This window comes from Paractinoplanes hotanensis, assembly GCF_023717965.1.
GTDB lineage: Bacteria > Actinomycetota > Actinomycetes > Mycobacteriales > Micromonosporaceae > Actinoplanes > Actinoplanes polyasparticus.
Genome location: NZ_JAMQOL010000009.1, coordinates 17,642 through 44,281 on the forward strand (window position 1 = coordinate 17,642; position 26,640 = coordinate 44,281).

21 protein-coding genes are annotated in these 26,640 nt (G+C 69.8%); 5 read left to right on the top strand and 16 right to left on the bottom strand.

Annotated features, from left to right (window positions below):
• Positions 1 to 107: 107 nt before the first annotated feature.
• The 3 genes from LXN57_RS07860 to LXN57_RS07870 form a co-directional block, all read right to left on the bottom strand.
• Positions 108 to 1,106, bottom strand: coding sequence for a branched-chain amino acid ABC transporter permease (locus LXN57_RS07860; protein WP_251797348.1), 999 nt, complete (start codon positions 1,104 to 1,106; stop codon positions 108 to 110).
• Between the two features lie 346 nt (positions 1,107 to 1,452).
• The gene (locus tag LXN57_RS07865; RefSeq protein ID WP_251797349.1) at positions 1,453 to 2,340 is read right to left on the bottom strand and encodes a branched-chain amino acid ABC transporter permease; all 888 of its coding nucleotides are present in this window, start codon (positions 2,338 to 2,340) and stop codon (positions 1,453 to 1,455) included.
• Positions 2,341 to 2,347: 7 nt separating this feature from the next.
• Complete coding sequence (locus tag LXN57_RS07870) at positions 2,348 to 3,571, bottom strand: amino acid ABC transporter substrate-binding protein (RefSeq protein ID WP_251797350.1); 1,224 nt, start codon at positions 3,569 to 3,571, stop codon at positions 2,348 to 2,350.
• 163 nt (positions 3,572 to 3,734) lie between these two features.
• Here LXN57_RS07870 and LXN57_RS07875 point away from each other — a divergent pair, with 163 nt between their 5' ends.
• Together LXN57_RS07875 and LXN57_RS07880 are read left to right on the top strand one after the other, a co-directional pair.
• Positions 3,735 to 4,769 carry a LacI family DNA-binding transcriptional regulator gene (locus tag LXN57_RS07875; protein ID WP_251797351.1) on the top strand — a complete coding sequence of 345 codons (1,035 nt, stop codon included), beginning with the start codon at positions 3,735 to 3,737 and terminating at the stop codon, positions 4,767 to 4,769.
• Between the two features lie 74 nt (positions 4,770 to 4,843).
• On the top strand, positions 4,844 to 7,084 hold the full coding sequence (locus tag LXN57_RS07880; protein WP_251797352.1) for a catalase: 2,241 nt from the start codon (positions 4,844 to 4,846) through the stop codon (positions 7,082 to 7,084).
• 8 nt (positions 7,085 to 7,092) lie between these two features.
• On the opposite strand, the gene LXN57_RS07885 is transcribed toward LXN57_RS07880, so the two are convergent.
• From LXN57_RS07885 to LXN57_RS07900, 4 genes are all read right to left on the bottom strand, one after another.
• On the bottom strand, positions 7,093 to 7,737 hold the full coding sequence (locus tag LXN57_RS07885; RefSeq protein ID WP_251797353.1) for a GNAT family N-acetyltransferase: 645 nt from the start codon (positions 7,735 to 7,737) through the stop codon (positions 7,093 to 7,095).
• 208 nt (positions 7,738 to 7,945) lie between these two features.
• Entirely contained in the window at positions 7,946 to 9,439 is a 1,494-nt protein-coding gene (locus LXN57_RS07890) for a caspase family protein (RefSeq protein WP_251797354.1), read from the bottom strand.
• On the bottom strand, positions 9,436 to 9,804 hold the full coding sequence (locus LXN57_RS07895; protein WP_251797355.1) for an effector-associated constant component EACC1: 369 nt from the start codon (positions 9,802 to 9,804) through the stop codon (positions 9,436 to 9,438). Before LXN57_RS07895 ends, LXN57_RS07890 begins: the two co-directional genes overlap by 4 nt.
• 261 nt (positions 9,805 to 10,065) lie before the next feature.
• Positions 10,066 to 13,224 carry a LamG-like jellyroll fold domain-containing protein gene (locus LXN57_RS07900; protein ID WP_251797356.1) on the bottom strand — a complete coding sequence of 1,053 codons (3,159 nt, stop codon included), beginning with the start codon at positions 13,222 to 13,224 and terminating at the stop codon, positions 10,066 to 10,068.
• Between the two features lie 147 nt (positions 13,225 to 13,371).
• Here LXN57_RS07900 and aat point away from each other — a divergent pair, with 147 nt between their 5' ends.
• Positions 13,372 to 14,082 (top strand): leucyl/phenylalanyl-tRNA--protein transferase, encoded by a 711-nt coding sequence (aat, locus tag LXN57_RS07905; protein ID WP_251797357.1) that lies wholly within the window; start codon positions 13,372 to 13,374, stop codon positions 14,080 to 14,082.
• 72 nt (positions 14,083 to 14,154) lie between these two features.
• Positions 14,155 to 14,676 (top strand): DUF4262 domain-containing protein, encoded by a 522-nt coding sequence (locus tag LXN57_RS07910; protein ID WP_251797358.1) that lies wholly within the window; start codon positions 14,155 to 14,157, stop codon positions 14,674 to 14,676.
• Positions 14,677 to 14,703: 27 nt separating this feature from the next.
• Here LXN57_RS07910 and LXN57_RS07915 read toward each other — a convergent pair whose 3' ends face one another.
• The 9 genes from LXN57_RS07915 to LXN57_RS07955 all read right to left on the bottom strand — a co-directional run bounded on the left by LXN57_RS07915 (position 14,704) and on the right by LXN57_RS07955 (position 25,049).
• A complete protein-coding gene (locus LXN57_RS07915) occupies positions 14,704 to 15,222 on the bottom strand; it encodes an outer membrane protein assembly factor BamB family protein (RefSeq protein WP_251797359.1) in 519 nt (172 codons plus the stop codon).
• Positions 15,186 to 15,860, bottom strand: coding sequence for an outer membrane protein assembly factor BamB family protein (locus tag LXN57_RS07920; protein ID WP_251797360.1), 675 nt, complete (start codon positions 15,858 to 15,860; stop codon positions 15,186 to 15,188). The genes LXN57_RS07915 and LXN57_RS07920 overlap by 37 nt, the downstream gene beginning before the upstream one ends.
• Positions 15,861 to 15,958: 98 nt before the next feature.
• Positions 15,959 to 16,363, bottom strand: coding sequence for an MmcQ/YjbR family DNA-binding protein (locus LXN57_RS07925; RefSeq protein ID WP_251797361.1), 405 nt, complete (start codon positions 16,361 to 16,363; stop codon positions 15,959 to 15,961).
• Between the two features lie 78 nt (positions 16,364 to 16,441).
• The gene (locus LXN57_RS07930) at positions 16,442 to 17,557 is read right to left on the bottom strand and encodes a flavin-containing monooxygenase (RefSeq protein WP_251797362.1); all 1,116 of its coding nucleotides are present in this window, start codon (positions 17,555 to 17,557) and stop codon (positions 16,442 to 16,444) included.
• Positions 17,558 to 17,604: 47 nt separating this feature from the next.
• The gene (locus LXN57_RS07935) at positions 17,605 to 19,680 is read right to left on the bottom strand and encodes an alpha-galactosidase (protein ID WP_251797363.1); all 2,076 of its coding nucleotides are present in this window, start codon (positions 19,678 to 19,680) and stop codon (positions 17,605 to 17,607) included.
• 6 nt (positions 19,681 to 19,686) lie between these two features.
• Positions 19,687 to 21,018, bottom strand: coding sequence for an ABC transporter substrate-binding protein (locus tag LXN57_RS07940; protein WP_251797364.1), 1,332 nt, complete (start codon positions 21,016 to 21,018; stop codon positions 19,687 to 19,689).
• Positions 21,019 to 21,059: 41 nt separating this feature from the next.
• On the bottom strand, positions 21,060 to 21,929 hold the full coding sequence (locus LXN57_RS07945) for a carbohydrate ABC transporter permease (protein WP_308206600.1): 870 nt from the start codon (positions 21,927 to 21,929) through the stop codon (positions 21,060 to 21,062).
• A gap of 133 nt (positions 21,930 to 22,062) precedes the next feature.
• Complete coding sequence (locus LXN57_RS07950; protein ID WP_251797365.1) at positions 22,063 to 22,995, bottom strand: carbohydrate ABC transporter permease; 933 nt, start codon at positions 22,993 to 22,995, stop codon at positions 22,063 to 22,065.
• Positions 22,996 to 22,997: 2 nt separating this feature from the next.
• Positions 22,998 to 25,049: a beta-galactosidase gene (locus LXN57_RS07955; RefSeq protein ID WP_251797366.1), complete on the bottom strand. Its 2,052-nt coding sequence runs from the start codon at positions 25,047 to 25,049 to the stop codon at positions 22,998 to 23,000.
• 449 nt (positions 25,050 to 25,498) lie between these two features.
• On the opposite strand from LXN57_RS07955, the gene LXN57_RS07960 reads away from it, so the two are divergent.
• On the top strand, positions 25,499 to 26,518 hold the full coding sequence (locus LXN57_RS07960) for a LacI family DNA-binding transcriptional regulator (protein ID WP_251797367.1): 1,020 nt from the start codon (positions 25,499 to 25,501) through the stop codon (positions 26,516 to 26,518).
• The last annotated feature ends 122 nt before the right edge of the window (positions 26,519 to 26,640 follow it).

Consider the following 26,640-nt stretch of genomic DNA (forward strand, 5'->3'; position numbering starts at 1 on the left):
CACCCTGGGCCCCGCGAACATGTCCGCACGCTCACGCTCACGCGCACGAGCCGTCCTGAGCGCCGCGAGCACATCCCGACGCTCGGGTGAGCGTTTGGTCTTCGACGTCACGAGCTCGCCCCCTCGCGGTCGCGTTTGCGTTGTTCGGCCAGGTCGGCCGCGGTGAACTCGCGGATCGAGCTCTGCTCGCGCTTCCGCAGGCGCTGGACGAGGCCGGTGACGGACGGGATCACACCGTCCGGCATGAACAGCACGACCAGGCCGAGTAGGAGGCCGGTGGTGACCAGGTGCAGCGGCGTGCTGCCGAACTCGACCTTGAAGTACTCGAGCGCGATGCCCACGACGATCGCGCCGAGCACCGGCCCGAACAGGTTGCGGACGCCGCCGAGCAGCGCCATGAGCACGATGTACGAGCCGGTCAGCACCGAGAACTGGAAGACCGGGTCGAGGTCGCCGAACCACAGCGCGTACAGCCCGCCGGCCAGCGCCGTGAAGGCAGCCGAGACCACGAAGACTGTCAGCTTGTACGCGAAGGTCGGCGTCCCGAGCGACTCGGCCTTGTCCTCGTCCTCGCGGATCGCCTTGAGCCCCATGCCGAAGCGGGAACGGTCGAGCAGCCACCACGTCGCCAGCGCCAGGATCAGCAGGCCGCCGTAGAGGAAGAAGAACGCGCGATGGTGTTCAGGCCGCAGCATGCCCGGGAACGGCCGGGGCACGACCAGGCCGCGCGAGCCGCCGGTGACCGACGACCAGCTCTGGAAGACGAGCAACAGGATGAGCACGAGCGCGATGGACACGATGACGAACGAAGCGCCACGAACGCGCAACGCGGCGAACCCGATCGGCACAGCGAGCGCCGCGACGATCACCGCGGCCAGAATGAGCGCCACGAAGCTCGGGATGTCGGCTTTGGTGATGAGCAGTCCGGTCGCATAGCCGCCGAGCCCCGCGAGCGCCCCGTGGCCGAGCGAGATGTAACCGGTGAAGCCGCCGACGAAATTCCAGGCGGTGGCCAGCACGGCCCAGTTCAGGACGATCACGCCGGACGACAGGATGTACGGGTTGGGAGCCAGACTCGGAAACACGAGGATCGCCGCGATCAGCACCGCGGTCGCCCCGAGCGGCAGCCACTTGCCGGGAGCGTTCAGAGACGCACCGGAACCGCGTGTTTGTTGAGCGTCACTGCTCGTTTGATTACCGCTGCTCGTCCCGGCAGCCCCACGAGCCTGCGCGTTACTGCTCGTCTGGTCACCGCTGCTCGTATCAGCAAGCGCGGGAGCCTGAGTGTTGCTGCTCGTTTGTTCACCGCTGCTCGTACCAGCAAGCGCAGGAGCCTGAGTGTTACTGCTCGTTTGGTCACCGCTGCTCGTAACCGCAGCGCCACGAGCCTGAGCGTTCGCGCTCGCTTGCGCGCCGCCCGGCGATGGAGCTTGGCTCGGGGGCGGGGCGGCGTCAGAAGCGTTGGGCAAGGCGGCCTCCGAAGAATCCCTGTGGCCGGACGGCCAGGGTGGCGAAGAGCGCCACGTAGAACACGGTCTGGGCCCACGTGGCGCCCATCGGGATCTGCAGCAGGCTCTGGGCCAGCCCGAGCACCAGCGCGGCCGCCGCGGCGCCGGGCACGCTGCCCAGACCGCCGACCACGATGATGGCCATCAGCGGCCCGATCCAGTGCCAGTGCAGCGACGGATAGATGGTGGTGTCGAGCGACAGCGCCGTGCCGCCCACCGCGGCGGTGGCCAGCCCCAGCCCGAAGCCGAAGCCGGCCGTCCGCTCGGTGTCGATGCCGACCAGCCGGGCCGCGTCCCGGTGCTGGATGGTCGCTCGCAGCGCCCAGCCGAACTGGGTGCGCTTCATCAGCACGTACAGCCCGGCCAGCGAGACCGCCGCCAGCACGAAGGCGATCAGCTTGACCACGGCCACCCGGGCGCCGAACAGGTTGAAGCTCTCGGTGCCGTAGCCGAGCTGGATGCGCCGCTGGGTGCCCGAGAAGGCGTACCCCAGAAGCCCCTCGATGATGAGGGCGATCGCGAACGTGATCAGCACCGACATCATCGTGAGAGTCACCGGGCGCAACCGCGACAACAGGCCGCGCTGCAGCAGCACCCCCGCGCCGAAGAACAGCGGCACGGTCACCACCATCGACAGCAGCGGGTCGATGCCCAGCCTGTCGTTGGTCCACCAGGCCAGATACGCCGCCAGGATGAGGAACGCCGAGTGGGCGATCATCACCACCCGCATGGTGCCGAAGTAGAGGGTCAGACCCGCGGCGAGCAGGGCGTACAGCCCGCCGAGGAGCAGACCGAGGATGATGCTCTGTAACAGCAGCGCGCCGGAGGGCATCAGCGGATCACCAGGCCGGCTTCGGGTAGACCATGTCCGCCTCCTTGGCGTCGGCCGGCAGCACGATCTTGATGTCGTTGCCGATCCACTGCTGAATCATGTGGGCGCCCTGCGGCTTGCCGGTGGCGTCCCACTTCAGCGGGCCGACGACGGTGTCGACCGTGTTGCTGTGCAGCCAGTCGATCAGCTTCTGCTGGCACTCGCCCTGCTCGGCGCAGCCGGCGGCCTGCACCGCGGCCCCGACCACCTGCCCGGTCGTGTAGCCGTTGGCCTGGTCCTCCTCGGGCGCCTTGCCGAACTGCGCGGTGAACTTCTCGACGAACTCCTTGTTGCTCGCGTACGGCGCGTCCTGGCTGTAGCCCGTGGGCGACAGGATGCCCTCGGTCTTGTTGCCGATCGCCTTGTCGAACTCGGGGTTGGTCGGGGCGGTCGAGAACGCGGCCAGCTTGGGCTGGTAGTCGAGCTGTTGCAGGGCCACGATCAGGTTGACCCCGTCCTGGTACTGCGAGCCGCCGACCACCATGTCGGGCTTGGCCGCCGCGATCTTGGCCGCGATGCTGCCGAAGTCCGTGGTGTTGGGCGGGTAGACCTCGTCGACGACCGTCTTGATGCCGCCCGCCTCGAGCTTCTTCTTCAGCCCGTACGCGGTGCCCTGCGCGAACGGGTCGTCCATGGCCGCGTACGCCACGCTCGTCGGTTTCTGCCCGGCCGGCAGCGCCAGCAGGTATTCGACGAGGTGATTGTAATGGTCGTCGGCGACCGCCGGGGCCGCGTAGAACAGGTTCTTGAAGCCCTGATTGAACACCTCGGCGGCGGCGCCGGCAGGCTCGACGAACAGCATGCCGTACTCCTGCGCGACCCGGGCCGAGGGCACCACCAGGCGGGTCGAGAACGGGCCGACGACCAGGTCGACCTGGTCGCTGCCGATGAGTTGCTCGTAATCGGCGACGACCCGGTCCGCGTTCGACTGGTCATCGAGGATCTTCAGCTCGATCTGCCGGCCGAGCAGCCCACCCTTGTCATTGGTGATCTTGGCCCAGGCCTCGTACCCCTCCTGGACGCCCTTGCCGGGCTCGGAGAAGTCGCCGGTCAGCGGCAGCGAGATGCCCACGACGATCGGATCGCCGGACTTCTCACCGCCGCCCTCGTCATCGCCTCCGCCGCACGCGGCGAGGAAAAGTGTTGCGCTGAGCGCGATGGCCCAGGTTGTACGTCTCGCGGGTGAACGCATCCTCGCTGCTCCTTTGCCGGGACGTAAGCGCTTGCGAAAGCGCTTACGTAGCCTAAAGTGATCGATGCGTGACTTGCAACACCCCGGAAACTTATTTGCAGTAATACCGGTGATCCCCCGGCCTGGTGATCACGTCCCGCGACGACTCGTGGAGAGTGGACGCATGCCCAAGCCCGGCGTGAGGTTGCGCCTCGTCGACATCGCCGAGCGTGCCGGCGTCTCGCTCGCCACTGCCTCCCGCGCGCTGGCCGGGCGCGACGGCGTGAGCGAGGAGGTGGCGGCGCGCATCCGGCAGATCTCCGAGGAGATGGGGTACGTCGCCAACCCGTACGCCCGCACTCTGGCCGGCGGGGCCAGCTCGACCGTGGGGCTGGTCGTGCACCAGGTCGACGACCCGTACTTCTCCGAGATCGCCGGCGGCGTCATCCGGGTCGCCGACGAGCAGGGCCTGCTCGTGCAGATCTGCCATTCCGGCCGCGACCCCGAGCACGAGCTGCGCCAGATCCGCCACCTCATCAACCAGCGGGTCCGCATCATCATCGTCGCCGGCTCGGGTTTCGCCGATGCCAGGCACGAGACGGCGGCCCGGGAAGAGCTTTCCGGTTTCGTACGCGGTGGCGGGCGCGTCGCGGTGATCGGGCGCCACACGCTGGGGGTCGACGCGGTGCTGCCGGACAACGAGGCCGGGGGGCTCGCCCTCGGGCGGCACCTGCTCGAACTGGGCCACCGGCGCATAGCGATCGCGTCGGGCAGCGCCGACCTGAACACCGTCGTCGACCGGATGGGCGGTGTCGCGCGCGCCGTGCGCGAAGCCGGCCTGTCGATGAGCGAGCTGCCGGTCGTGCACACCGACTTCACCCGGGACGGCGGGGTGGCCGCGACGGAGCAGATCCTCCGCGATCATCCGGAGACGACGGCGATCATCGCGCTGAACGACGCGATGGCCATCGGCGTGCTCTCGACGCTGCGGGCGCACGGCGTTCCCGTACCGGAAAGAATGTCGGTTGTCGGTTTCGACGACGTGTCCGTGGCGGCGGACCTCGCGCCCAGCCTCACCACCATCCGCCTGCCCATGACCGACATGGGCAAGATGGCGCTCGCGCTGGCCCTGCGGCCCGCGGCGGCCCGGCCCCGGCGCCGGTCGACCGGTCACACGCTGGTGGTCCGCGACTCGACCGGCCCCGCGCCATTTTCCTGATCCGTTCTAGTTTGCCCGCCTCCGCGCCGGGTAGCCGTTGCCTCGCAGCAACCGATGCGGAGGAGTGCCGACTGATGGACGCCAGCAAGCCCGTCAAGAAGATCAAGGATGCCGTGGAGAAGGTGACGACGCCCGGCGATCGCATCCCGGGCTCGCCGGGCAGCGGTACGCCGACGTTGGACGAGCCGACCACGCCCATCGAGCCCCTGCCGCCCAAGAGCGAGCAGGACGCGCCCGAAACCGTGACGCCGACCGGCGCCGCGACCGGTGCTCCCAAGATCAGCAAGAGCCAGCAGGGCGCCTACCTGACGACGTCGCAGGGTGCCCGCCTGCGCGACACCGACCACTCGCTCAAGGCCGGGCCGCGCGGGCCGATCCTGCTGCAGGACCACCACTTCCGCGAGAAGATCACGCACTTCGACCACGAGCGGATCCCGGAGCGGGTCGTGCATGCCCGGGGCGCCGGCGCGCACGGGCTCTTCACCGCGTACGGAACCGCTACTGACGTGACGAAGGCCGGGTTCCTGGCCAAGGGCAAACAGACCCAGGTCTTCGTACGCTTCTCGACCGTGCTCGGCTCGCGCGGCTCGGCCGACACCGTCCGCGACACGCGCGGTTTCGCCACGAAGTTCTACACTGACGAGGGCACCTTCGACCTGGTCGGCAACAACATCCCGGTGTTCTTCATCCAGGACGCCATCAAGTTCCCGGACATCATCCACGCCGGCAAGTGGCACCCCGACCGCGAGATCCCGCAGGCGCAGAGCGCGCACGACACGTTCTGGGACTTCGTCTCGCTGCACACCGAGGCCCAGCATCACACCATGTGGAACATGTCCGACCGGGGCATCCCCCGCTCGTACCGGCACATGGAGGGCTTCGGCGTCCACACGTTCCGGCTGATCAACGAGGCCGGCGCGACCGTGCTGGCCAAGTTCCACTGGAAGCCCAAGCTCGGCGTGCACTCCCTCGATTGGGAGGAGGCGCAGATCGCCGGCGGCGTCGACCCCGACTTCCACCGCCGCGACCTGTACGACTCGATCGAGGCCGGCGCGTTCCCCGAGTGGGAGCTGGGCCTGCAGGTCTTCCCCGACACCGAGGACGAGACGTTCGCCGGCATCGACCTGCTCGACCCGACCAAGATCGTCCCCGAGGAGCTCGCGCCGGTGCAGCCGGTCGGCAGGCTGGTGCTCAACGGGGTGCCGACCAACTTCCACGCCGAGGTCGAGCAGGTCGCGTTCCACCTCGGTCACCTGCCGCCCGGCATCGACGTGACCAACGACCCGCTGCTGCAGGGGCGGCTCTTCTCGTACGTCGACACGCAGCTCACCCGTCTGGGCGGGCCCAACTTCTCGCAGATCCCGATCAACCGCCCGCACGCTCCGGTCAACGACATGCTCCGCGACGGCCTGCACCAGCACGCCGTGCACGGCGGCGTCGCCCCGTACCGGCCGAACTCGCTGGACGGCGGCAACCCGTTCACGACGGACACCGGCTTCGTAGACATCCCCGTACGCGTGGCCGAGTCGACCAAGGTGCGGGAGAACCCGGTCTCGTTCGACGACCACTACAGCCAGGTGCGGCTGTTCTGGCGCAGCATGAGCCCGGTCGAGAAGGAGCACATCGTCCGGGCGTACACGTTCGAGCTGGCCAAGTGCTACGAGCAGGCCATCAAGGAACGTCAGGTGCAGTGCCTGGCCAACATCGACCCGGTGCTGTGCGAGCAGGTGGCCACCGGTCTCGGCCTGCCCGTGCCGGCGCCGACGGTCCCGTTCGACGCGGAGGTCGAGCCCAGCCCCGCGCTGTCGCAGATCGGCGGCGAGTGGCCGGCCGACGGCCGCCTGATCGGCATCGTCGTCGACCCGGCAGCCGGCCTGGACGGTGTCGACGAGGTCCGCACGGCCGTCTTCGCCGCCGGCATGGTCCCGCTGGTGATCGCCCCACACGGCGGCGTGGTCGACGGCGTCACGGTCCAGCGCACGTTCGCCACGGCCCGCTCCATCGAGTTCGACGCGATCCTGCTGGCCGGCGCGCCCGCTCCGGCCACCGACGCGCTGCCCGCCCGCGACGCCAAGGCCGGCGCGCCCTCCTCGCCCGCGGTCGACCCGCGGGTCACCCTGCTGATCGAGGAGGCCTGGCGCCACGCCAAGGCCATCGGCGCCTGGGGCGCGGGAGTCACGGTGCTCGAGCAGACCGGCCTGGCCGGCACGCCCGGCGTCATCGCCGCAGACTCCGCCGCCACCGCCCTGACGGAACTCCAGCCGCTGCTGGCCAAGCACCGCGTCTGGCAGCGCTTCCCGGCCACCGTGGCCTGACGCGCGAGTCAGAGACCGAGAACCGGCCTGCACTCGGCGACGCCCGACAGCTCGATGTCGGTGCGTCGCCGGGTCAGCCACTCCTCCCGGGTCATCCGCCAGCGGAACAGTTCGGCCGGCTCACCCCGGCGGGTGGCCCAGTCGGTGCCGTTGCGGGTGTAGCCGAGCGCCTCGGAAACCCGGTTGGACGCGTGATTGTCGGCGAACGCGTCGGTGCCGGCCTCGCGGGCACCGAACCCCTCGAAGGCGAGATGCAGGATCGCCGCCCGCGCCTCCTTGCCCAGCCCGCGGCCGCGGACGCCCGGCGCCAGCCACGAGAACGTCGTCACCGTGCCGACGGCGGCGAAGTCGCGGCCGACCAGGTCCTGCATGCCCAGCGGCTCGCCGTCGGCGCAGACCACGAAGTAGAGCCGCCAGAACTCGGCGCTGACCCTCGACCGCCCCGACCAGACCCGGCGCATCCAGCTCCACTCGCGGTCCGGGCTCTGCTCGTAGAGCGACATCGGATCGTCGAACGGCAACGGCTGCCCCTCGACGACCACGCCCGCCCGCACGACCGGCACCAGCCGTTCCAGCAGCTCATCGGTCGCAGCCGCGAGCGTGACCCGCGGGGTGCACACCCGCAGGTTCAGCGGCGGATAGGTCGACACCACAGGCGCACCGTACCGCTCCCCGGCGCCCCGCCCACCGGAGCTACTCGCCGTCGACGCCGCCGTTCCCGCCGGCGCCGTGAGCGTCCAGCTGCACCTCAAGTCCGGCGGCAACACGAGCACCGTGTGCTCCGACGACATCGCGGTGAACTGAGCCCTCCGCGGGGCACGGACAGAGCGGGAGATCAGGAAGACCGGGCTGCACCGTTCGTCACGGGCCTTCGCAGTCGTTGGCGACCGTGCCCGTCGCCCGGACCACTTCGCGGGCGGCCAGCCTCGTGCCCCGGCCGGCCAGGGCGTCCCACTCGGCGTCGCTGCCGTCGTAGGCGGTCTGGACGGCGTCGAGGTCGACGGACATCAGCTCGACCTCGTAGCGCTGGCCGTTGTCGCCGGGGAAGTACTGGTGACCGCGCCACGAGGCCAGGTTCCCGGGTTCTCGCCAGCCGAACACCTGCTGGACGTAGCGGTTCGGGTCGCCGTTGCTGAGGTTGCGGCTGGCCAGGATCAGCGTTCTGCCGTTGGCCAGCTTCGCCGTGCCGGTGAAGTAGGAGCAGTTCTTGACCGGGCTCCCGCCGGCGGGCGACGAAATGGTGCCGGTGGAGACGACTTGCGCCTTCGGCACTGCGGGTGGAGTGGTAGTGGTGCGCGCGGTGGTGGCGCGCTGCCGCGGCTGGCCGGGCGCGGACGTCCGGGGAACCGAGGTTGAGATCACCGGGGTTGGCGACGGTGGGGTCGACGGCGTCCCGGAGGTGCTTGCCGAAACCGGCGGGCCGCTGTTCGAGGCGACTGCCAGGGGTGTCGGTGGGGGGACTTCACCGGTCCGTTCCGGCGTGCGGTCCGGCAGATGGGGAACGGCCAGTGCGGCACCCGAAACCAGGAGGCCGGCGAGAGTCACGGCGGCGATCGTTGACCGCCGACGTCGCCTCGGCCTCATCGCCGCCCACCGCCCGACGGCGGTAACCGGCTGCGGGTCGGCGAGCGTCTCGGCGATCACCAGGGCGCCCTCGCCGGCGCCGAGGTGGCGCGGACGCTGGGGCGAGGGCCCCCGGCTCATCTGCGCGTAGACGTATTCGTAGAGCTCGTCGACGGTGATCCGCCCGTCGCCGTTGAGATCCGCGGCGCCGGTTGATATTCCGTCGACCACCGCCGCGGTGAAGTACGACGGCCGGTCGCCTCCTTGGTCCTCGAAGCTGCCTTCGGTCGCCCCGGATGCGGTCAGGACAGCCACTCCGCTGCTCCGGGGCAGATCCCGCACCAACGCCTCCACGCCAGGCCCGGGTGAGCGCATGCTCATCCCTTTGATGAAAGCGCCGCTGAAGCAGCAGTCGACCAGGACGACGGTGGCTTTCGACCGACTGGACTGCATGCGCTCGCGCACCCATTCCGCGGAGATCGCCGTCGAGCCGAGATAGTCGCATTCGGTATCGGTGAATGCGAAATACAGCTGCCCCTGCCGGTCCTGCACACCGTGACAGGAAAGGTAGAGCAGGTTCAGCGTGTCGGTCACCGAGGCGGCCTGGAAGAAGCCCTCGATTTCCCGCTGCGCCGTGCGGCTGGAGCAATCGATCTCGGTCTTCACGGTGTAGCGCTGATCGGTCAGCACCCGCCCCAGATCGTGGACGTCACGGCGCGGCGACCGCAGCTTCGCCAGTGACTCGTCCTTGAACGTGCAGCAGCCGAGCACCAGCGCGCGCCGCGCCGTCACTCGCTTTCCACGCGGCGCACGAAGGCGGTCACCAGCGCGTCCCGTTGCGCCTTGGTGACCCGCCCCTTGAACCGGTGACCGTCCACCTCGATCTCGACGTCGGACGGCTGCCGGCTCAACCACGACGACAGTACGGTCACCAGGCCCTCGAGCACGATCGGGGCGAGGGTGACCACCAGCGCGCCGACGGCGACCACCTCACCCGACTTGCTGCCGGCCGGGGCCGTACCGGTGGTGGCCGGGCGCACGTCGTCGACATCGGACTCGTCCAGAATGATCTTTTGCAGAGTCCGCGTCAGGTCGGACAAATTCTCGGCGTCGGCTGCCGGAAAGCGCACCAGAATCTCGGTGGTGATCATTTTCATGCATGGGCCAATTCGGTCGTGAGAACCCGATCAGGACGACAGCGACGCTAGCCGGGCCGGACGCGCAGAGCCTCAGCCTTCCGGCCGGACTTGGCCGGACGTCAACCCAACCGATCGCCTGTGGACCGTACCCGTCCTTCGGTCGATCGGCTCGGCCTTCAATACAACGGTTCCATCTACAGAGATCAGTAGCCGATTGCGGGCGACAAAAGAAGTGGCCCATTCCGGCGCTCCGGGATGGGCCACTTCCTGGTAGGAGGATCAGGGGGCCTCGGCTGCGTGGAGGGCCGCGACCTCCTCGTCGGTCAGGGCCTTGTTGTAGGCGTGGACCTGGTCGACCGCGCCGGACCAGTAGTCGGTCGGGTTGCCGGCGTACTTGGCCCGGCCGACCGACAGCGGGCCGGTGCTGATCACGTCGGGGCCGGCCGGGACGGCGGCGGCGCGCTTGCCGTCGACGTAGAGGCGGGCCTCGCCGGTGGCGTGGTCGCGGACGCCGACCAGGTGGTACCAGCGGTTCAGCTCGGGCGTGACCTCCTGGCGGGCCCGGTTGCCGCCGGGTGTGCTGAAGGCGAAGGCGCCCTGGCCGTACTGGAGGTAGAACGGGTTCTCGCGGGCCCGGCCGTCCTGGCTGACCGCGCTGGCGTAGTTGCCGGGCAGCTCGTCCAGCGTCACCCAGGCCGACACCGAATAGTCCTTGGTGGTGTCGAGGATCGGCGCCGCGGTGTCGGCCGAATCGCCGTCACCGTCGAACTTCAGGGCCGAGCCGCTCACGCCGTCCACCCAGGACGTGTCGCCGCCGAGTGTGAGGGACGCGCCGCCGCCGCTGTCGCGGGCGGTGGTTCCGCTGCCCTCGTCGAGGCTCCAGTCGCCGCGGCCGGGGAACGACGCGTCCGACGCCGCCTCGGCTCCGGCCTTGATGATGGCCGCGTTGATCTCGCGTACGGGACCGGGGTCGACCTTGATCTCCCGCCGGTCGTACGTCCAGAGGCCGTTGAGCTCGGTCTCCAGGTCGGTGATCTGCGTGTAGACCGAGCCGGACAGCTCGGCGCCGGCCGCCTCACGGTAGAACCGGTCGGTGTTGTCGACGTACTTGGCGGTCAGCGCGGCCTTGTCGGCGACCCCGCTGTAGATGACGGCCGGCGGGCCGGGCCACATGTGACCGGGGGTCCGCAGGGTGAAACCGCCGTGCTCGCCGTCCATCGCGATGCGCGTCGCGTCCGGGTACGGCGGGTCGTTGTTGACGTAGTCGTGGTGGTCGATCACCTCGCCCTTGCCGGAGTCGCCCTTGGAGGAGCAGCAGTTCACACCGCTGTGGGCGTTGAGGATCCGGGACGGGTCGGCCGCCTTCGTCTCCTCGGCGATGCGCCCGGTCGCGGCCCGGTCCCACTCGCCCCAGCCCTCGTTGAAGACGATCCAGCCGATGATCGACGGGAAGCTGTGCAGCTGCCTCATCATCTCGCGGCCCTGGCTGAGGAACGCCTCCTGACCGGCCGTGCTGTTGATGTCGGCCGACACGAAGTCCTGCCAGACCAGCAGGCCCAGTTCGTCGGCGTGCCGGTACCAGCGGGCCGACTCGACCTTGATGTGCTTGCGGACGGCGTTGAAGCCGAGCTTCTTCGTCTCCACCAGGTCGAACCGGAGCGCCGCGTCGCTGGGCTGGGTGTGCAGCCCGTCCGGCCAGAAGCCCTGGTCGAGCGTGGCCAGCGAGAAGATCGGCTTGCCGTTGAGCACCAGCTTGGGGAAGCCGCCGACGTTCTTCACCCCGACCGTACGCAGGCCGAAGTAGCTCCGCACGGAGTCGGTGTGGCCGAGCTTGACGTCGAGGTCGTAGAGATACGGGTCGTCCGGGCTCCACAGCCGCGGGTTGCTGACCTTCAGCGTGAGCGGCGAGTTGGCCGTGCCGCTCACTGTGCCGACCTTGCGGCGCCTCTTGTCGAACGCGGTCGCGGTGACCTTGGCGTTGGTGGCCGAATGGACAACCACGGTGGCCGAATTGAGCGTCGGAGTGATCGAAACCTGATCGATCGAGGCCGCGGCGACCGGTTCCAGCCAGACGGTCTGCCAGATGCCCGACGAGGGCTCGTACACGATGCCGCCCGGGTTGAGCGACTGCTTGCCCTTGGGCTGGTTCGGCCCGGTCACGTCGGTGACCGCGACGACGATCTCCTGCTGGCCGGTCCGTTTGAGCGCGTCGGTGATGTCGGCCGTGAAGGCGTTGTAACCGCCGGTGTGCTCGGTCACCAGCTTGCCGTTCACCCAGACCTTGGCCTGGTAGTCGACCGCGCCGAAGTTCAGCTTGACGCGCTTGTTCCGCCAGTTGCCCGGAACGGTCACGAGCTTGCGGTAGAACATGTGGTCCTCGCGCCGCTCGATGCCGGACAGCTGCGACTCGACCGGGAACGGCACGGTGATCTTCTCGGCCAGCTTCTTCCCGAAGACCGGCTGCTCGTCCGCCTCGGCCCCGGCGAATTCCCACGGCCCGTTCAGGTTGAGCCAGTCCTTGCGGACGAGTTGGGGCCGCGGATACTCCGGCAGCGGGTGCCTCTTGTCGACCCTGTCGCCCCACGGCGTGGTCAGCCGGTGCGCCGAGTTGTTGGCCGCCGAGCGGACGATCTGCGGAACGGCTTCACCGCCGACGACCAGCCCGCCGGTGCCGTCGTAGCTGACACGCACCTTCTGGTTCTTCTGCACCGTCGCGCCCAGCTTGACGACGATCTTCTTGCCGTACCGCCGGGCCGACGTGATGGGGAACGGGGTGGTGTCCACCTCGACCGTCGTTTTCTGAGCGAATTGGCCGAGTGTTGTCACGTGGGCGTCGAAGTCGGCGGTCAGCGTCGTGCCGGCCTTGTCGACCGCGAAGGCGACCGGGAACACCTGGAAGCCGTCGGGCGGGGTGAACGCCGACTCGGGCACGATCTGCTTGCTGATGCCGGCGCCGGCCCAGCGCAGGTAGAGGTTGGCGCCGCCGATGTCCTGGAACATCTCGATGCGTACGGTGTGGGCCTCCCCCGCCACCAGGCGCACCGGCGCGCTGGTCTGCTCGACGTCCCAGTCGCCGACCCAGTGGTCGATCACGGGCTGCTCGTCGAGGAAGAAGCGGAAGCCGTTGTCGCCGATCATCGAGAACGTGTAGTCGCCGGTGGCCGGGGCGGTGAGCTTGCCGGTCCAGCGGGCTGTGGTGTGCTCGGTGCGGCCGGTCAGCGATTCGAACGTGCCGACCAGGCCGGGCAGGTCGACGTTGGGATCGAGCGACACGCCGCCCAGCTCCGCGAAGTCGCGGGCGCCGGGGGCGGACATCCGGAAGTACTCACCCTTGAGACCGTGGACGGTCACCGCGGCCTGCGCGGGGGTGGGCACGACGAAGACGGACACAACCAGAAGGAGGGCTAGGAGCCAGGGACGCAGGGAAGATCGCGGCATCGAGTGTTTCCCTTCGATCAACGACGCGTTGCGACCACATTCAGGCATTTACATGCGTGATGTCAACAGAATGAAACAGGTATCGACATTTCCGCGAACCGGTGTGCCCGGACGGACCCCGGCCGCGCCCGGGAGTACGCTCCCGGTGTGATCGGGCTCGAGCTGCGCCGGGCGCGCCAGGCCCTCGGGTTCCCGCCGGTCGCCCAGGCCGACGACGACGGGCTGCTCGCGGTGGGTGGCGACCTCAGCCCCGAGCGCCTCCTGGTCGCGTACGCGAACGGAATTTTCCCCTGGCCCAGCAAGCGCACCCCGCTGTTGCCGTGGTTCTGCCCCAGCCCGCGTACGGTCCTGATCCCGGACCGGATCTCGGTGAGCCGCAGCGCCCGCAAGACGATGCGCCGTGCGCCGTTCACCATGACCTACGACCGGGCGTTCGCCGACGTGATCGCGGCCTGCGCCACTGTGCCGAGGCACGACGGCGGCACGTGGATCACGCCGGCCATGGTCGAGGGCTACACCCGCCTGCACGAGCTGGGCTTCGCGCACTCCGTCGAGGCGTGGAGCGGTGACAGGCTTGTCGGCGGCCTCTACGGGGTCTCGCTGGGCGCGGCCTTCTTCGGCGAGTCCATGTTCCGGCTCGAGTCCGAGGCCTCCAAGGTCGCCCTGCTCACGCTGCTCGACCAGCTGGCGGCCTGGAACTTCCACTTCGTCGACTGTCAGATGATGACCCCGCACGTCCGGCGCCTGGGCGCGGTCGACTGGGAGCTCGACGAGTTTCAGTCCGCGCTCGAGCGGGCGCTGGGCGTGGAGACCAGGCGAGGGCGCTGGTCGGCCCCGACCCGCGCCACCAGCACATAGGCGAACAGGATCACCTTGACGGCGACGCCGGCCGTACGCGGGTCGGCCGGAGTGATCGCATAGGCTCGGCGGGTGTTCGAGGACTCGCGGATCTGCCGCTGTGTCATCTGCCACGACTACGGCGATCGCGACGACTACGACGCGGCCGACGAGGGCGTGCTCGCCAACGTGCGGACGTTCGGGTGGAGCGTCACCGGCGTCCCGGCTGACCAGGACGGGCCGGGCTGGGCGTACACGATCGGGCGCTGGCACAGCCGGGGCGGCGCCGAGCTGGCCATGTTCGGGCTCGACCTGGACGTCATGCAGTCCTGCCTGAACATCCTCGGGAAGCGCGACGACCTCGCCGACGGCCAGGCCCACGAGGATGTCGTCAACGGCTACCCGGTGCGCCTGCGGGAGGTCGAACCGGACTGGTACCGGGCCTTCTTCGGCCAGGGCATCTGGTTCTACCGGCAGCCGCCGATTCCGTTCCTCGAGGTGGTCTGGCCGGACCGGGACGGCGCGTTCCCCTGGGACACCGGCAGTCTCGCCCAGCCCCACCTCTGGCTCCCGCCCGGCGAGCACACGCCGGGCGTCTGGACCCAGGACGTCTGACCGGTCCGGCCGTCCCGGTCGACAGCATCAGGGCGCGTACGCGGTCACCGTCGCCCCGGTCGTGCCGTACAGCCGCCCGTTGGCCACCATCGGCGCGCTCCGCAGGCCGGACGTTTTCGCCTCCAGCTTGATCGGGCTGCCCGTCCGCGCTTCGAACGCCGCCAGGGGACGGTCGGTATCCCGCCAGCCGTAAATCACGCCGCCACCGATCGCGAACGTGATCGGTGCGTCGTCGGTGAAGGTGGCCGTCCAGAGCCGGCGGCCGTCGCCCGCGTCGACGGCGATCAGTTCGTTGTCGAGGGTGTGCAGGTAGATCCGATTGCCGTCGGCGGCGAATCCGGTTGTCGCGCCGTGGCTGGGGAACGTCTCGAGGACGGCGCCGGTGGCCGCGCTGACGCTGCGGACGCGCCCGTCCGGGTCACATCGCATGTAGAACGTGGAACCGTCGGGCGACGCGCCGATCGGGGTGAAGCAGCCCGCGCCGGCCGGCCACACCGCCTTGCCCGTCGTCACGTCGACCGCGGTGGTCGTGTCGTCGCCGACCACGAGGATCCTTCCGCCCGCGGCGATGGTCTCGCCGCCGATCGATCCCACCCGGCCCATACCCGGGAACCGTCGGCGACGCGGTAGGCGCGGATGCCGTACTTGCTGATCGTCGCGTCCCACACGCTGCCGACCACGACGCCCTTGTCGACGAACAGGCCGTACATGGTCTCGGGGATCCGCTTGCGGTAGAGCTCCTTGCCGGTGGTCACGTCGTGGGCGGCCAGGAAGGTCTTGCCGGAACGGCAGTCGCGGGACTGGGCGATCAGCCTGGTCCCCACGATCGCGGCCAGGCTGATGTCCGTCTTCCTGCTGGTGGCGGGCGTCTGCCAGACCGGCGCGCCGGTGGTCGCGTCATAACCGCTGATCCGGTACGAGGCGGCGGTGACCAGCCGGTTCGCGCCGACCAGGGGCACGGCCGGGGCAGCGCAGGTCGCCGTCGCGAGCGGAACGTTCCAGCGCGGCTTCAGCTTGGCGGCGGTGGCCGGGGTCAGCCGGGTCTCGCCCGCGTTGTAGTGGTCGCCGGTCGCGTGGGCCGCGGCCTGTCCCCAGGCGTCGGGAGCCGTGGCGGAGGCCGGGACCGGAGCGGCGGTCGCGCTCATGGCGGCGACCACGACAACCGCCAGGTGACGACGTTTCACGGCAACTCCTCGGGACGGGCAAGAAGATCACCGTAGGGAGGAATGCCGCGTCCGGACGCGTGCCGGGCCAGGGGCTCACCCGGTCGAGCGACGGCCGGTCAGGGATGCGGCGGGAGCTGGGCGGCGAGGAACTTCGGGGCCATCTCGCAGTAGCTGTCGGTGAGGAGCTCGGCGATCTCGGCCCAGTCGGTGTGGTCGCCCAGAACGACGCCGGCGACGTTGTGCCCCCAGCCCGCGCGGAAGAACGGGAAACCGCTGCAGGTCAGGCCGAGCAGGTCGTCGACCGGCACGCGGAAGGTCATCAGGGTGGGCTGGTCGCCGGCGTGCCGGGGGTAATCCAGCTGACGGTCCGGATCGGCCGTGTAGACGTGGGCGACCGTGCGCTGACGGATCCGCCAGCGCACGCCGATCCAAGCGGGTTCCTCGTACGTCTGCGGCAGACCCTGGCAGATCGCTCGCAGCCGACGCAGGACGTCCGGGCGCACATCTCCGGGAGCGGACATGGGCCGACAGTATCGGGAGGGTCCGACATTGAACGCGGTCCGACGGGGAGGCGAGCCGGGTCGCGCCGCCCCCGAAGCTCACCGAGCCGCGATGCGACGGGCCACCTTGCGGGCCTCGATCCCGGCCTGGCGCAGCATGCCGCCCAGGTTGACGTCGTAGCCGGTGAACCAGAGGCCGGGGCGGGCGGGGGCGCCGCCGTGGACGTGCGGCACGCCCGTGCCGTCGAACAGGGACGGGTCCTCGAACAGCTCGCGCAGGCCGGAACCGTAGCCGGTGGCGGCGATGAGGACGTCGGGCTCGACGGAGGAGCCGTCGGCCAGCCGCACCGAGGATGCCGTGAAGCCCTGCACGGCGGCCACCGGGCGGACCCGGCGGGCCATCACGTCACGGACGATGCCGACGTCCTGCAGCGGCACGTAGCGGCCGGCGAGGTGGCGGGTCATCAGGCCCTGGGCGGGGCGGTCGACGCCGTACGGGCGCAGGTCCGGCACCTCGAGGCGGGCTGTCACGGTGGCCAGCGGGTCGAAGAGCCGCGCCGGGAGCCGGCCCAGCAGGATGCCGTTCATCTGGGCCGGCCAGCCCGCCACCGCGCGGCGCACGATGTGCGGCGGGGTGCGGATCGCGATGGTCACCGAGGCCGCCCCGCCCTCGGCCAGGTCGGTGGCGATCTCGGCGCCGCTGTTGCCGACGCCGGCCACCAGCGCGTGCTTGCCCCGGAACGGTTCGGCGTTGCGGTACTGCGACGAGTGCACCAGCGTGCCCGCCCACTGGTCGCGGCCCGGCCAATCCGGCACCGCCGGCGTGTGGAGGTAACCGGTGGCGACCACGAGGGTCCTCGTGGTGTGGTCGCCACCGCCTTCCAGCTCGAGCGACCAGCCGCCGTCGATCGGCGCGATCCGCCGGGCCGTCGTGCCGGTCCGCACGTCCAGGGCGAATTTCCCGGCGTACGCCTCCAGATAGCGCACCAGGTCGTCCCGCTTCACCCACCGCCCGTATCCGCGCGGGATCGGCATGCCGGGCAGCCCCGACAGCCGGCGGGTGGTGTGCAGGCGCAACCGGTCGTAGCGGCCGCGCCAGCTGGTGGCCACCCCCGGCCCCCGCTCGAGGATGACGCTGTCCACGCCGCGGGCCTTGAGCTGGGCCGCCACGGCCAGACCAGCCGCGCCGGCCCCGAGCACTGTCACGTTCCGCACGCGATGCAGCCTAGGGCTCGGCGCCCGCGGTGGAAACACGAAAGTTTTTAGGATTCCGCGTCGACGGTGAAGACCTGGGCCTGCTCGGGCGTCAGCAACGGAGCCGGCAGGCCCACTTCGGTGAGCAGGCGGCCGGGCAGTGTCACTTCGCCCACGGCCAGCCACGGGGGCGGTGCGTCCTGGAGCGCCCGCGGCGGGGAGCCCAGCACGAGCGGTCGTACGGTGTAGCGCCGTACCGGATCAAGGCCCGGAAACCGTACCGGCGGAGGAACGGCCTCGCCCGCCGCGCGCAATCTGACCAGGGCATAGAGGGCCGACCGCCGATCGGGGGCGACAACGCCGTGCACCAGGGCGGCCGGGTCGTCGCCGTCGGAGCGGACCAGCGTGCCACCGTGCAGCAACGCGCGCCGCTGCTTGTACTCGGCGACCCAGGCGGCGATCACCGCGCGGTCGGCCGGCGGCGCGGTGGTCAGGTCCCACTCGATGCCGGCGTGGCCGAACAGGGAGGTGGCCAGGCGGAAGCTCAGATCGCCGCGGCGGCCCGTGATGTGGGCGGTCGGCGCGCCGACATGGGAGCCCAGCAGTTCGGGCGGCATCAGCACGCTCGTCCAGCGCTGGATCTGCTGCCGTTCCAGGGCGTCGTTGGTGTCGGACGTCCAGAAACGGTCGACGTGGTCGAGGATGCCGAGGTCGATCCGGGCCCCGCCGGAGGCACAGCTCTCGATCTCGACGTCGGGGAAGCGCTGCTTCACCGCGGCCAGCAGGCGGTAGAGCGCGGTCGTCTGGCGGTGGGCCGAGCCTTCCTCGAGCAGGTCGCGGTTGTGGTCCCACTTGACGAAGGCGATCGGGTACTCGGCCAGCAGCGCCGCGATGCTGTCGAGCACGTGTGAATATGCCGCCGGCACCGACAGGTCGAGCACCAGCTGATGCCGCCAGGTCGCCGCGTCCGCGCCGCCCAGGATCCAATCGGGATGCTCGCGCGCCGTCGCCGAGTCGGGCGAGACCATCTCGGGCTCCAGCCACAGCCCGAACTCCATTCCGCGCGAACGGACAGCATCGATCAGCGGCGTCAGACCGTTCGGCCAGCGGACCGGGTCGACCGTCCAGTCGCCGAGTGCGCGCCGATCGTCCGTTCGGCCGGTGAACCAGCCGTCATCGAGCACAAAACGCTCAACACCGGCCGCCGCGGCGGCCGAAACGAGCGGCATCAGACGCTCGAGTGACTGATCGAAGTAGACCGCTTCCCAGGTGTTGAGCACCATCGGCCGCGGTTTCGCGGGCGCGCGCCGCGAGCGGATCCATTCGTGCAAACGCGCGGACAGTCCATCGATGCCGTCCGGCGACCAGACGGCGATCGTCCACGGCGACGCGTACGACTCGCCGGGCGCCAGCCGCACCTCGCCGGGCGCGAGCAACTCCCCCGCGCCGAGCACCGTCGGCCCGAGCGTCGACCGTTCCGCCCACAACTGCTTGTCGCCACTCCAGGCCAGGTGGGTGGCCCACACTTCGCCGTCGCGGAACGAGAACCCGGGCACGCCGAGCATCATCAGGAACGGGTCGTCGTGGCCGGGGCGGCCGTGGCGGGTCTCGCGGCTCCAGATCCCGTTGCGCAGCGTCGTGCGTTGCGGTTTCCGCTCGTACGCCCACAGTCCGGCGAAATCGAGCACCTCCGAGGCTCGCGACGGCACCGGCAGGACCATGGCGATCCAACCGAGGTCATAAGCCGTACGCCCGGTGTTGTCGAGCCGGTGCCGCAGGCGCAGGACGCCCTGAGCGCTCAGCTCGATCTCGAGGGCCAGCAGCAGCCCCTCAGCGGCCAGCGTGACCAGCACCGAGGCGGGTGACGGCCGGGACACCTCGGTCAGGCGCCACCGCGGCCGGCCGGGGCCGGCGAACGCGGGCCGGCCGCTCCAGCCGTCCCCCAGCGTGGGCAGCAGGGACAGCCGGGGCGGGGTGTCGAGCGAGCTGGGCGGCACGGCGGCCGCCGCGGACGAGGCGAGCGCAGCCAGGTCGGCGTCGCCGAGGTCGCCGAGCGCGGCCCCCCAGTGCAACACCGAGGGCGGCTGCGGGCCGCGGGCGTCCAGCAGGAAGCTGGCGCCCGCGGCCTGCAGGTGGATCAACAACGCGTGTTACTCCTTGACCGGGATGGCCTGGGACTTGAGGGTCTCGATGGTCGACTTCTGGGTCACGGCGAGGGCCTCCTCGAGGGTGCCCGAGCCGGACACCGCCGCCTTGAAGCCGTCCGAGGCGTTCGCGTACGTCGAGGTCATCGTCGGCCCCCAGGTGAAGTCGGGCGTGACCTTGCCGGCCGCCTCGGCGAAGACCTCGTAGATCTTCTGGTCACCATAGAACTCGACCGGGTTGGCCAGGTACGAATACTTGGTTCCGGCCGTGGTGGCCGGGTAGAGCTGCGCTTCCTTGTTGAGCAGGGCGAGCGCTTCCTCACTGGTGTTCAGCCACAGAGCGAACTGCGCGGCTTCGTACGGGTGCTTGGAGCTCTTGAAGACGGCGGTCGCCGAGCCACCCCAGTTGCCGGCGACGTCCTCGCCCGCGCTCCACTGCGGCATCGGCGCGACCCGCCACTTGCCGGCCGTCTTGGGCGCGCCACTCATGATCGAGTTGGCGCCCCACACCGCCGACACCCAGGTCCAGGCCGAGCTCGAGTTGTAGGCGTTGTCCCACTCGGTGGTCCACGGCGGGACGGTCGAGACGAGCTTCTTGCTGATCAGGTTCTGCCAGTAGTCGGCGACCTTCTTCGTCTTGTCGTCGGTCAGGTTGACCGTCCACTGCTGTCCGTCGTTGGCGAACCAGCGGCCACCGGCCTGCCAGGCGAAGCCCGCGAACTGGTTGATGTCGCTCTGCGAGAAGTTGGTGATGTAGCCGCCGGCCGCCTTCACCTTCTCGGCCGCCGCCGCGTACTCGTCCCAGGTCTTGGGGACGGCGATGTTGTTCTTCTCGAACAGGTCGGCCCGGTAGAACAGCGCCATCGGGCCCGAGTCCTGCGGGATGCCCCAGGCCGACTTCTCGTCGCCGAAGCTGACCTGGTTCCAGGTCCACGGGATGAACTGGTCCTTGGCCTTGGCCACGATGTCGCAGGACGCGACGTCGAACAGGCCGTCCTGGACGCGGAAGCTGGGCAGGGCGTCGTACTCGATGTGGCCTAGGTCGGGGGTGTTGCCGGCCTTGAGCTGGTTGAAGAAGTTCTGGTAGGTGCCGCCGTTGCCGTTCGGGCCGGTCTGCACCTTGACCTGGATGTTCGGGTTCTTGTCGTTCCAGACCTTCACCACGTTCTCGATCCCGGGGATCCAGGTGGTGTAGGTGATGGTGACGGGGCCCGACGACGGGGCGCACGAGGCGGCGGACGCGGTGCCGCCGGACTCGTCGTCGCCGCCGGACCCGCAGGCTGTCAGGGCGAGCGCGGAGACCAGCAAGGCGCTGGCCGCGCGGAATGCAGTGCGCATGGCGATTTCCTTAGTGGGGTGAGACTTCCTGGGAAGGGGTGCTACTTGACGGCGCCGGCGCCGAGGCCGTTGCGCCAGAACCGCTGGAGGAAGAGGAACGCGATCACGAGCGGCGTGATCGAGAGCAGGGCGCCGATGATCACCAGTCCGCGTAGCTCGGGGATCTGGTTGACCTGGGTGTTCCAGGAGTAGAGGCCGAGCGTCACCGGGAACAGCCGCTCGTCGCCGAGCATGATCAGCGGCAGCAGGAAGTTGTTCCAGACGGCGACGAAGTGGAACAGGAAGATCGTGACCAGGGCGGGGAACATCAGCCGGGTGGCCACCTTGAAGAACGTGCGCACCTCGCCCGAGCCGTCGATCCGGGCCGCCTCGAGCAACTCGTCGGGAACGCTCGCGGTGGCGTAGATCCGGGCCAGATAGACCCCGAACGGGTTGACCAGGCTGGGCAGGAAGACCGACCAGAACGTGTTGGTGGCGTCGACCTTGCTGAACAGCAGGAACAGCGGCAGCGCGAGCGCGGTGGCCGGCACGAGCACGCCGCTGAGCACCACGTTGAAGATCAGCTCCCGGCCCCGGAACCGGTACTTGGCCAGCGCGTAGCCGCACATGGCAGCCAGCACGGTGCCGATCAGGGCGGCGCCGCCGGTGTAGAGGACGCTGTTGAGCATCCAGCGCAGGAACACGCCGTCGCGGTAGGCGAACAGGTCCCCGATGTTGGCGAACAGGTCGAAGTCGGCGAACCAGAGCGGGTTGGTGCTGGTGAACTGCTCGGAGCTCTTGCTGGCCCCGACGAACAGCCACCAGATGGGCGTCAGGAAATAGACCGTGCAGACGGCCATGACGAGAGTGGCCGCCGTCCGGGAGAGCAGACTCTCCCGGATTTTGGTGCCGGCCGGTGCGGCGACGCTCACTGGGCCCCCTTGCGCTGGGTGAACTTGGCGGCGCTGGGCCCCATGCGCTGGGTGAACCTGGCGACGCTCACTAGGCCTTCTTGCGCTGGGTGACGCTCGCTGGGCCCCTTGCGCTGGACGAACTTGGCGACGCTCACTGGGCGGCCCCCTTGCGCTGGGTGAACTTGAGGAAGGCGAACGAGAGGACGAACGTCGCCAGGGCCAGCACGACCGAGAACGCGGCGGCCAGGTTGAAGTTCGGGATGGACGACGTCGAATAGACGGTCAGGTTGGGCGTATAGGTGCTCGAGACCGCCGAGCTGAAGCTGCGGAAGACCTGCGGCTCGGCCAGCAGCTGGAGCGTTCCGATGATCGAGAAGACGGTGGTCAGCACGATGGCCGGCATGACCAACGGGATCTTGATCGACCAGGCGATGCGGACCGGGCCGGCGCCGTCGAGCCGCGCCGCTTCGTACACCTCGGCCGGGATGGCCAGCAGCGAGGAATAGATGATCAACATGTTGTAGCCGACGTAGACCCAGGTCACGACGTTGGCCATGGCCCACAGCACGAAGTCGGCGGAGAGGAGATCGACCACGCTGGTGATCGACTTGAGCGGGGACAGATTGGGCGAGTAGAGAAAGCCCCACATGATCGCGGCGATGACACCCGGGACGGCGTACGGCACGAAGAAGGCGAGCCGGAAGAAGCGGCGCCCCTTGACCAGGCCCGAGTCGAGCAGCAGGGCCAGCAGCAGGGCCAGGCCCAGCATGACCGGCACCTGCACGACGCCGAAGAGCAGGACGCGCCCGATCGACGTCCAGAACGGCCCGTCCTCGAAGACCCGCTGGTACTGCACGAGACCCCCGAAGACCTCGCGGGCGGGCCCGAAGGTGCCGGTGCGCTCGACCGTGTAGAGGGACTGCACGATCGCGTACCCGATGGGCACCAGATAGAACAGGATGAAGAGCAGCCCGAACGGGACTACGAAGAAGGGCACAGCCCGGCCGTACCGGACGGCTCGGCCTGGTGTGGGGGGTGTTCCGCTGCCCTCAGGCACGTCGACGGTGGTCACTGTCTGTGTCATGGTCACGCCTCCTCCCGTACGACCCGGACCGCGCCCCCGGGCACGGTGACCGAGCTGGTGATCGGCTGGCCGGTCACCAGCTCGTGACCGGTGATCGGATGTTCGATGTCCTTGCTCCCGTGGTTGACCACAAAGACGAAGCGCCCCCGCCGCACAACCTCGACCTGCGCGTGAGCGCCCCGGACATCCCCATGAGCGACCCGGCCGCCCCCGTGAGCGACCCGGCCATCCGCGTGAGCGACCCGGCCACCCGCGTAAGCGACCCGGGCGTCGGGCTCAGCGACTGCGGTGCCCGATTGGAAGTCGGGGGCGCCGATTGCGCGTTCGAGGACGTCGCTCAGGGCGGGGGTGTCCAGGGCGGTGGACACGTACCAGGCCTCGCCGGCGCCGAACGCGTTGCGGGTCACGGCGGGGCGGCCGTCGGCGTACGCCAGCTCCGTCTTGGCCGTGGTCAGCCTCAGACGCTCGGTCCAGAGGGTGGCCCGGCCGCCGTCGGCCAGGGGGACCGAGGTGCCGGGCAGCAGCGGAGCGAACTCCTCGCTGACCACGCCGAGCAGCTCCCGGAAGGCGCCGGGATAGCCACCGAGGCGTACCCGATCGTCGGGGTCGACGATGCCGCTGTAAAACGTGATGACCGCGCGGCCGCCGCCCTCGACGTAATCGGCGACCGTGGCCGCCTCCTGGTCGGAGACCATGTGGAGGCAGGGGACGACGACCGCGCGGTAGCGGCTGAGGTCTGCGCCCGGCGCGACGATGTCGGTGGTGACGCCGAGTTCGCGCAGCGCGGCGTAGGCGGCGTGCACCTGATCGAGGTAGCGCAGGTCCTGCGAGGGGCGGGCCTCGGTGTCGGTCGCCCACCAGGATTCCCAGCTGAAGATGAGCGCAGTGTCCGCCTCGACGGTCGTACCGCCGACTTCGCTCAGTTTCTTGAGCGTTGCCGACAACTCGAGCACTTCGCGCCAGACCGCGGCGTCCACGCCGGCGTGCGGAACGATCGCCGAGTGGAACTTCTCGGCGCCCTGGGCCGAGGCCCGCCACTGGAAGAAGCAGATCGCGTCGGCGCCTCGGGCCACGTGGGTGAGCGCGTTGCGCACCAGCTGGCCCGGCTCCTTGGCCAGGTTGTAGGGCTGCCAGTTGACGGCGCCGGTCGAGGTCTCCATGAGGATCCACGGGCGGCCGCCGGCCAGGCCGCGGGTGAGGTCGGCGGCGAAGGACAGCTCGGCCACCGGGTCGGCCAGCCGGTGGTCGAGGTAGTGGTCGTTGGCGACCACGTCCATGTCCGCGGCCCACGACCAGTAGTTCTGGTTGCGGATGTGCGCGGTCACCATGAAGTTCGTGGTGACGTTCCTGTCCGAATGCCGGCGGATCACGGACGCCTCGGCCCGGTAGTGAGCGAGCAGCTCGTCCGAGGAGAAGCGCTGGAAGTCGACCAGCTGAGCCGGGTTGCGCACCGACAGCGCCGTGCGGGGCGGGTGCACCTCGTCGAAGCTCCCGTAGCGCTGGCTCCAGAACGCGGTGCCCCAGGCCTTGTTGAGCGCCTCGACCGTTCCGTACCGCGTCTCGAGCCACACCCGGAACGCGTCGGCGCTCGCCTGGCAGTAGCAGAGGGCGTTGTGGCAGCCGAGCTCGTTGGAGACGTGCCAGAGGTCGAGTGCCGGGTGCTGCCCGTAGCGCTGGGCGACCTGCTCGACGAGGCGCAGGGCGTGCTCGCGGAACACGGGCGAGCTGGGACACCAGGCCTGCCGGCCGCCCGGGAAGCGGGTAGTGCCGTCGACGGCGACGGGCAGCACCTCGGGGTGCCGCCGGGTCAGCCACGGCGGCGCGGAGGAGGTGCCGGTGCCGAGGTTGAGCTTGATGCCGGCCGCGTGCAGGAGCTCGACGATCTCGTCGAGCGCGGCGAAGTCGTACTCCCCCGCCCGCGGCTCTATCTGCGACCACCCGAACACGTTGATCGCCACGAGATCGACGCCGGCCTCCCGCATGAGGGCCATGTCCTCACGCCAGACCTCAGGCGACCACTGCTCGTAGTTGTAGTCGCAGCCCAGCCGCAGCATCCTCGTGATCCCTTCGTGTGTGCACGTGCACACATTTCGCCGCGAGCAATCGCCGATGACGATTGTGTGAACGGGCACACACTAGGACTGGGCTGCTCCGGGGGTCAATAGCGAGATTTCGCGACCGCCGCTCGGCACCCTTGTTCCTTGGCCATGAGCGGGTCGGATTGGCAATGAGCGGGTCGGGTCACGACTACTTCTCGGAGCACCGCTCGACTACTTCTCGGAGCACCGCTCGACGACTTCTCGGGGCACCGCTCGGCGCTTGCGAGCGGCGCCCGCGAGCCGGGCATCGACATCGAGGCCGCGCTGCTTGAGGTCGCCGGGTTGTCGAGCGACGTCGACCACTTCGGGACAGGATCGATGCGGAAGCTGACCACGCGGGGCCGGGAGCGACACTGCGCCCCGCCGGCGGCGTCAGCAGGGGCGATGGCCGTACAGTGTTGGCCGTGACCGGGCCCAGGAAAACGCGCCGCGCCACTGTGCATGACGTGGCTGCGGCGGCGGGCGTTTCGCGAGGGACGGTCAATCGGGTACTCAACGGCGGGTATGTGTCGGCCGACGCGCGTACGGCCATCGAGGCCGCCATCGCCGAGGTGGGCTATGTGCCCAACCGGGCGGCCAGCATGCTGGCCCGGCAGCGGTCGCAAGCCGTGGGATTCCTCGCGTTGGAGCCGCATTCGCTGTTGCTGGAGGATCCGAACATCGGGGCGATCATGCTGGGGGCCAACTCGGCGTTGTCGCTGGCCGACCATCAGATGGTGAGCCTGGTCATCGACTCCGACCGGGACATGCAGCGGGTCGGGCGGTATCTGAGCGGCGGGTTCGTCGACGGGGCGATCATCGTGTCGGCCCGGTCGCACGACCCGATCATCCGGCTGATCGGGGAGATCGGGCTGCCGACCACCTTTGTGGGCCACCCGCCCGATCTGGCGCGGGACATGCCGTACGTGGGGATCGACAACGCCGGGTCGGCGCTGGCCATCACGCGGCGGCTGATGGCGACGGGACGGACCCGGATCGGCATGATCGCGGCGGCGCTCGACCGCGACTCGGGGGCCGACCGGCTCACCGGGTTCAAGCAGGCGCTGGGCGAGCGGTTCGACCCGGGGCTGGTGGCCGACGTGCCGCTCTACGACTACACGTACGGCGTGAAGGGTATGCGGGCGCTGCTCGACCGGGAGCCGGCGATCGACGGGGTGTTCGCGGCGTCCGACGCGGTGGCGGCCGGGGCGCTCGAGGCGCTGCGCGAGGCCGGGCGGCGGGTGCCCGAGGACGTCGGGCTGGTCGGCTTCGACGACAGCTCGTGGGCGCTGCGCACCCAGCCACCGCTGTCCACCGTGCACCAGCCGGCCCGCGAGGTGGGCCGCACCGCCGCCGAACTGGTGCTGCGCCAGATCGCCGGGGCCGAGCCGGTCGAGCTGAGCGTCGTGCTCGACTCCCCCGTCGTCTGGCGCCACTCCGCCTGACGCCCAACCCCGAACCCCGAACCCCGAACGCACTACGCCCGAACGTTCAACGCCCGAACAGTCAACGCGCGAACAATCAACGCCCGAACGCTCAACGCCCGAACAGTCAACGCGCGAACAAT

Coding starts and splice junctions, on each gene's coding strand:
- LXN57_RS07865 (WP_251797349.1), bottom strand. CDS start 2,340: ATGCCCTCCGGCGCGCTGCTGTTACAGAGCATCATCCTCGGTCTGCTC.
- LXN57_RS07870 (WP_251797350.1), bottom strand. CDS start 3,571: ATGCGTTCACCCGCGAGACGTACAACCTGGGCCATCGCGCTCAGCGCA.
- LXN57_RS07875 (WP_251797351.1), top strand. CDS start 3,735: ATGCCCAAGCCCGGCGTGAGGTTGCGCCTCGTCGACATCGCCGAGCGT.
- LXN57_RS07880 (WP_251797352.1), top strand. CDS start 4,844: ATGGACGCCAGCAAGCCCGTCAAGAAGATCAAGGATGCCGTGGAGAAG.
- LXN57_RS07895 (WP_251797355.1), bottom strand. CDS start 9,804: ATGAAAATGATCACCACCGAGATTCTGGTGCGCTTTCCGGCAGCCGAC.
- LXN57_RS07900 (WP_251797356.1), bottom strand. CDS start 13,224: ATGCCGCGATCTTCCCTGCGTCCCTGGCTCCTAGCCCTCCTTCTGGTT.
- LXN57_RS07925 (WP_251797361.1), bottom strand. CDS start 16,363: ATGTCCGCTCCCGGAGATGTGCGCCCGGACGTCCTGCGTCGGCTGCGA.
- LXN57_RS07940 (WP_251797364.1), bottom strand. CDS start 21,018: ATGCGCACTGCATTCCGCGCGGCCAGCGCCTTGCTGGTCTCCGCGCTC.
- LXN57_RS07950 (WP_251797365.1), bottom strand. CDS start 22,995: ATGACACAGACAGTGACCACCGTCGACGTGCCTGAGGGCAGCGGAACA.
- LXN57_RS07955 (WP_251797366.1), bottom strand. CDS start 25,049: ATGCTGCGGCTGGGCTGCGACTACAACTACGAGCAGTGGTCGCCTGAG.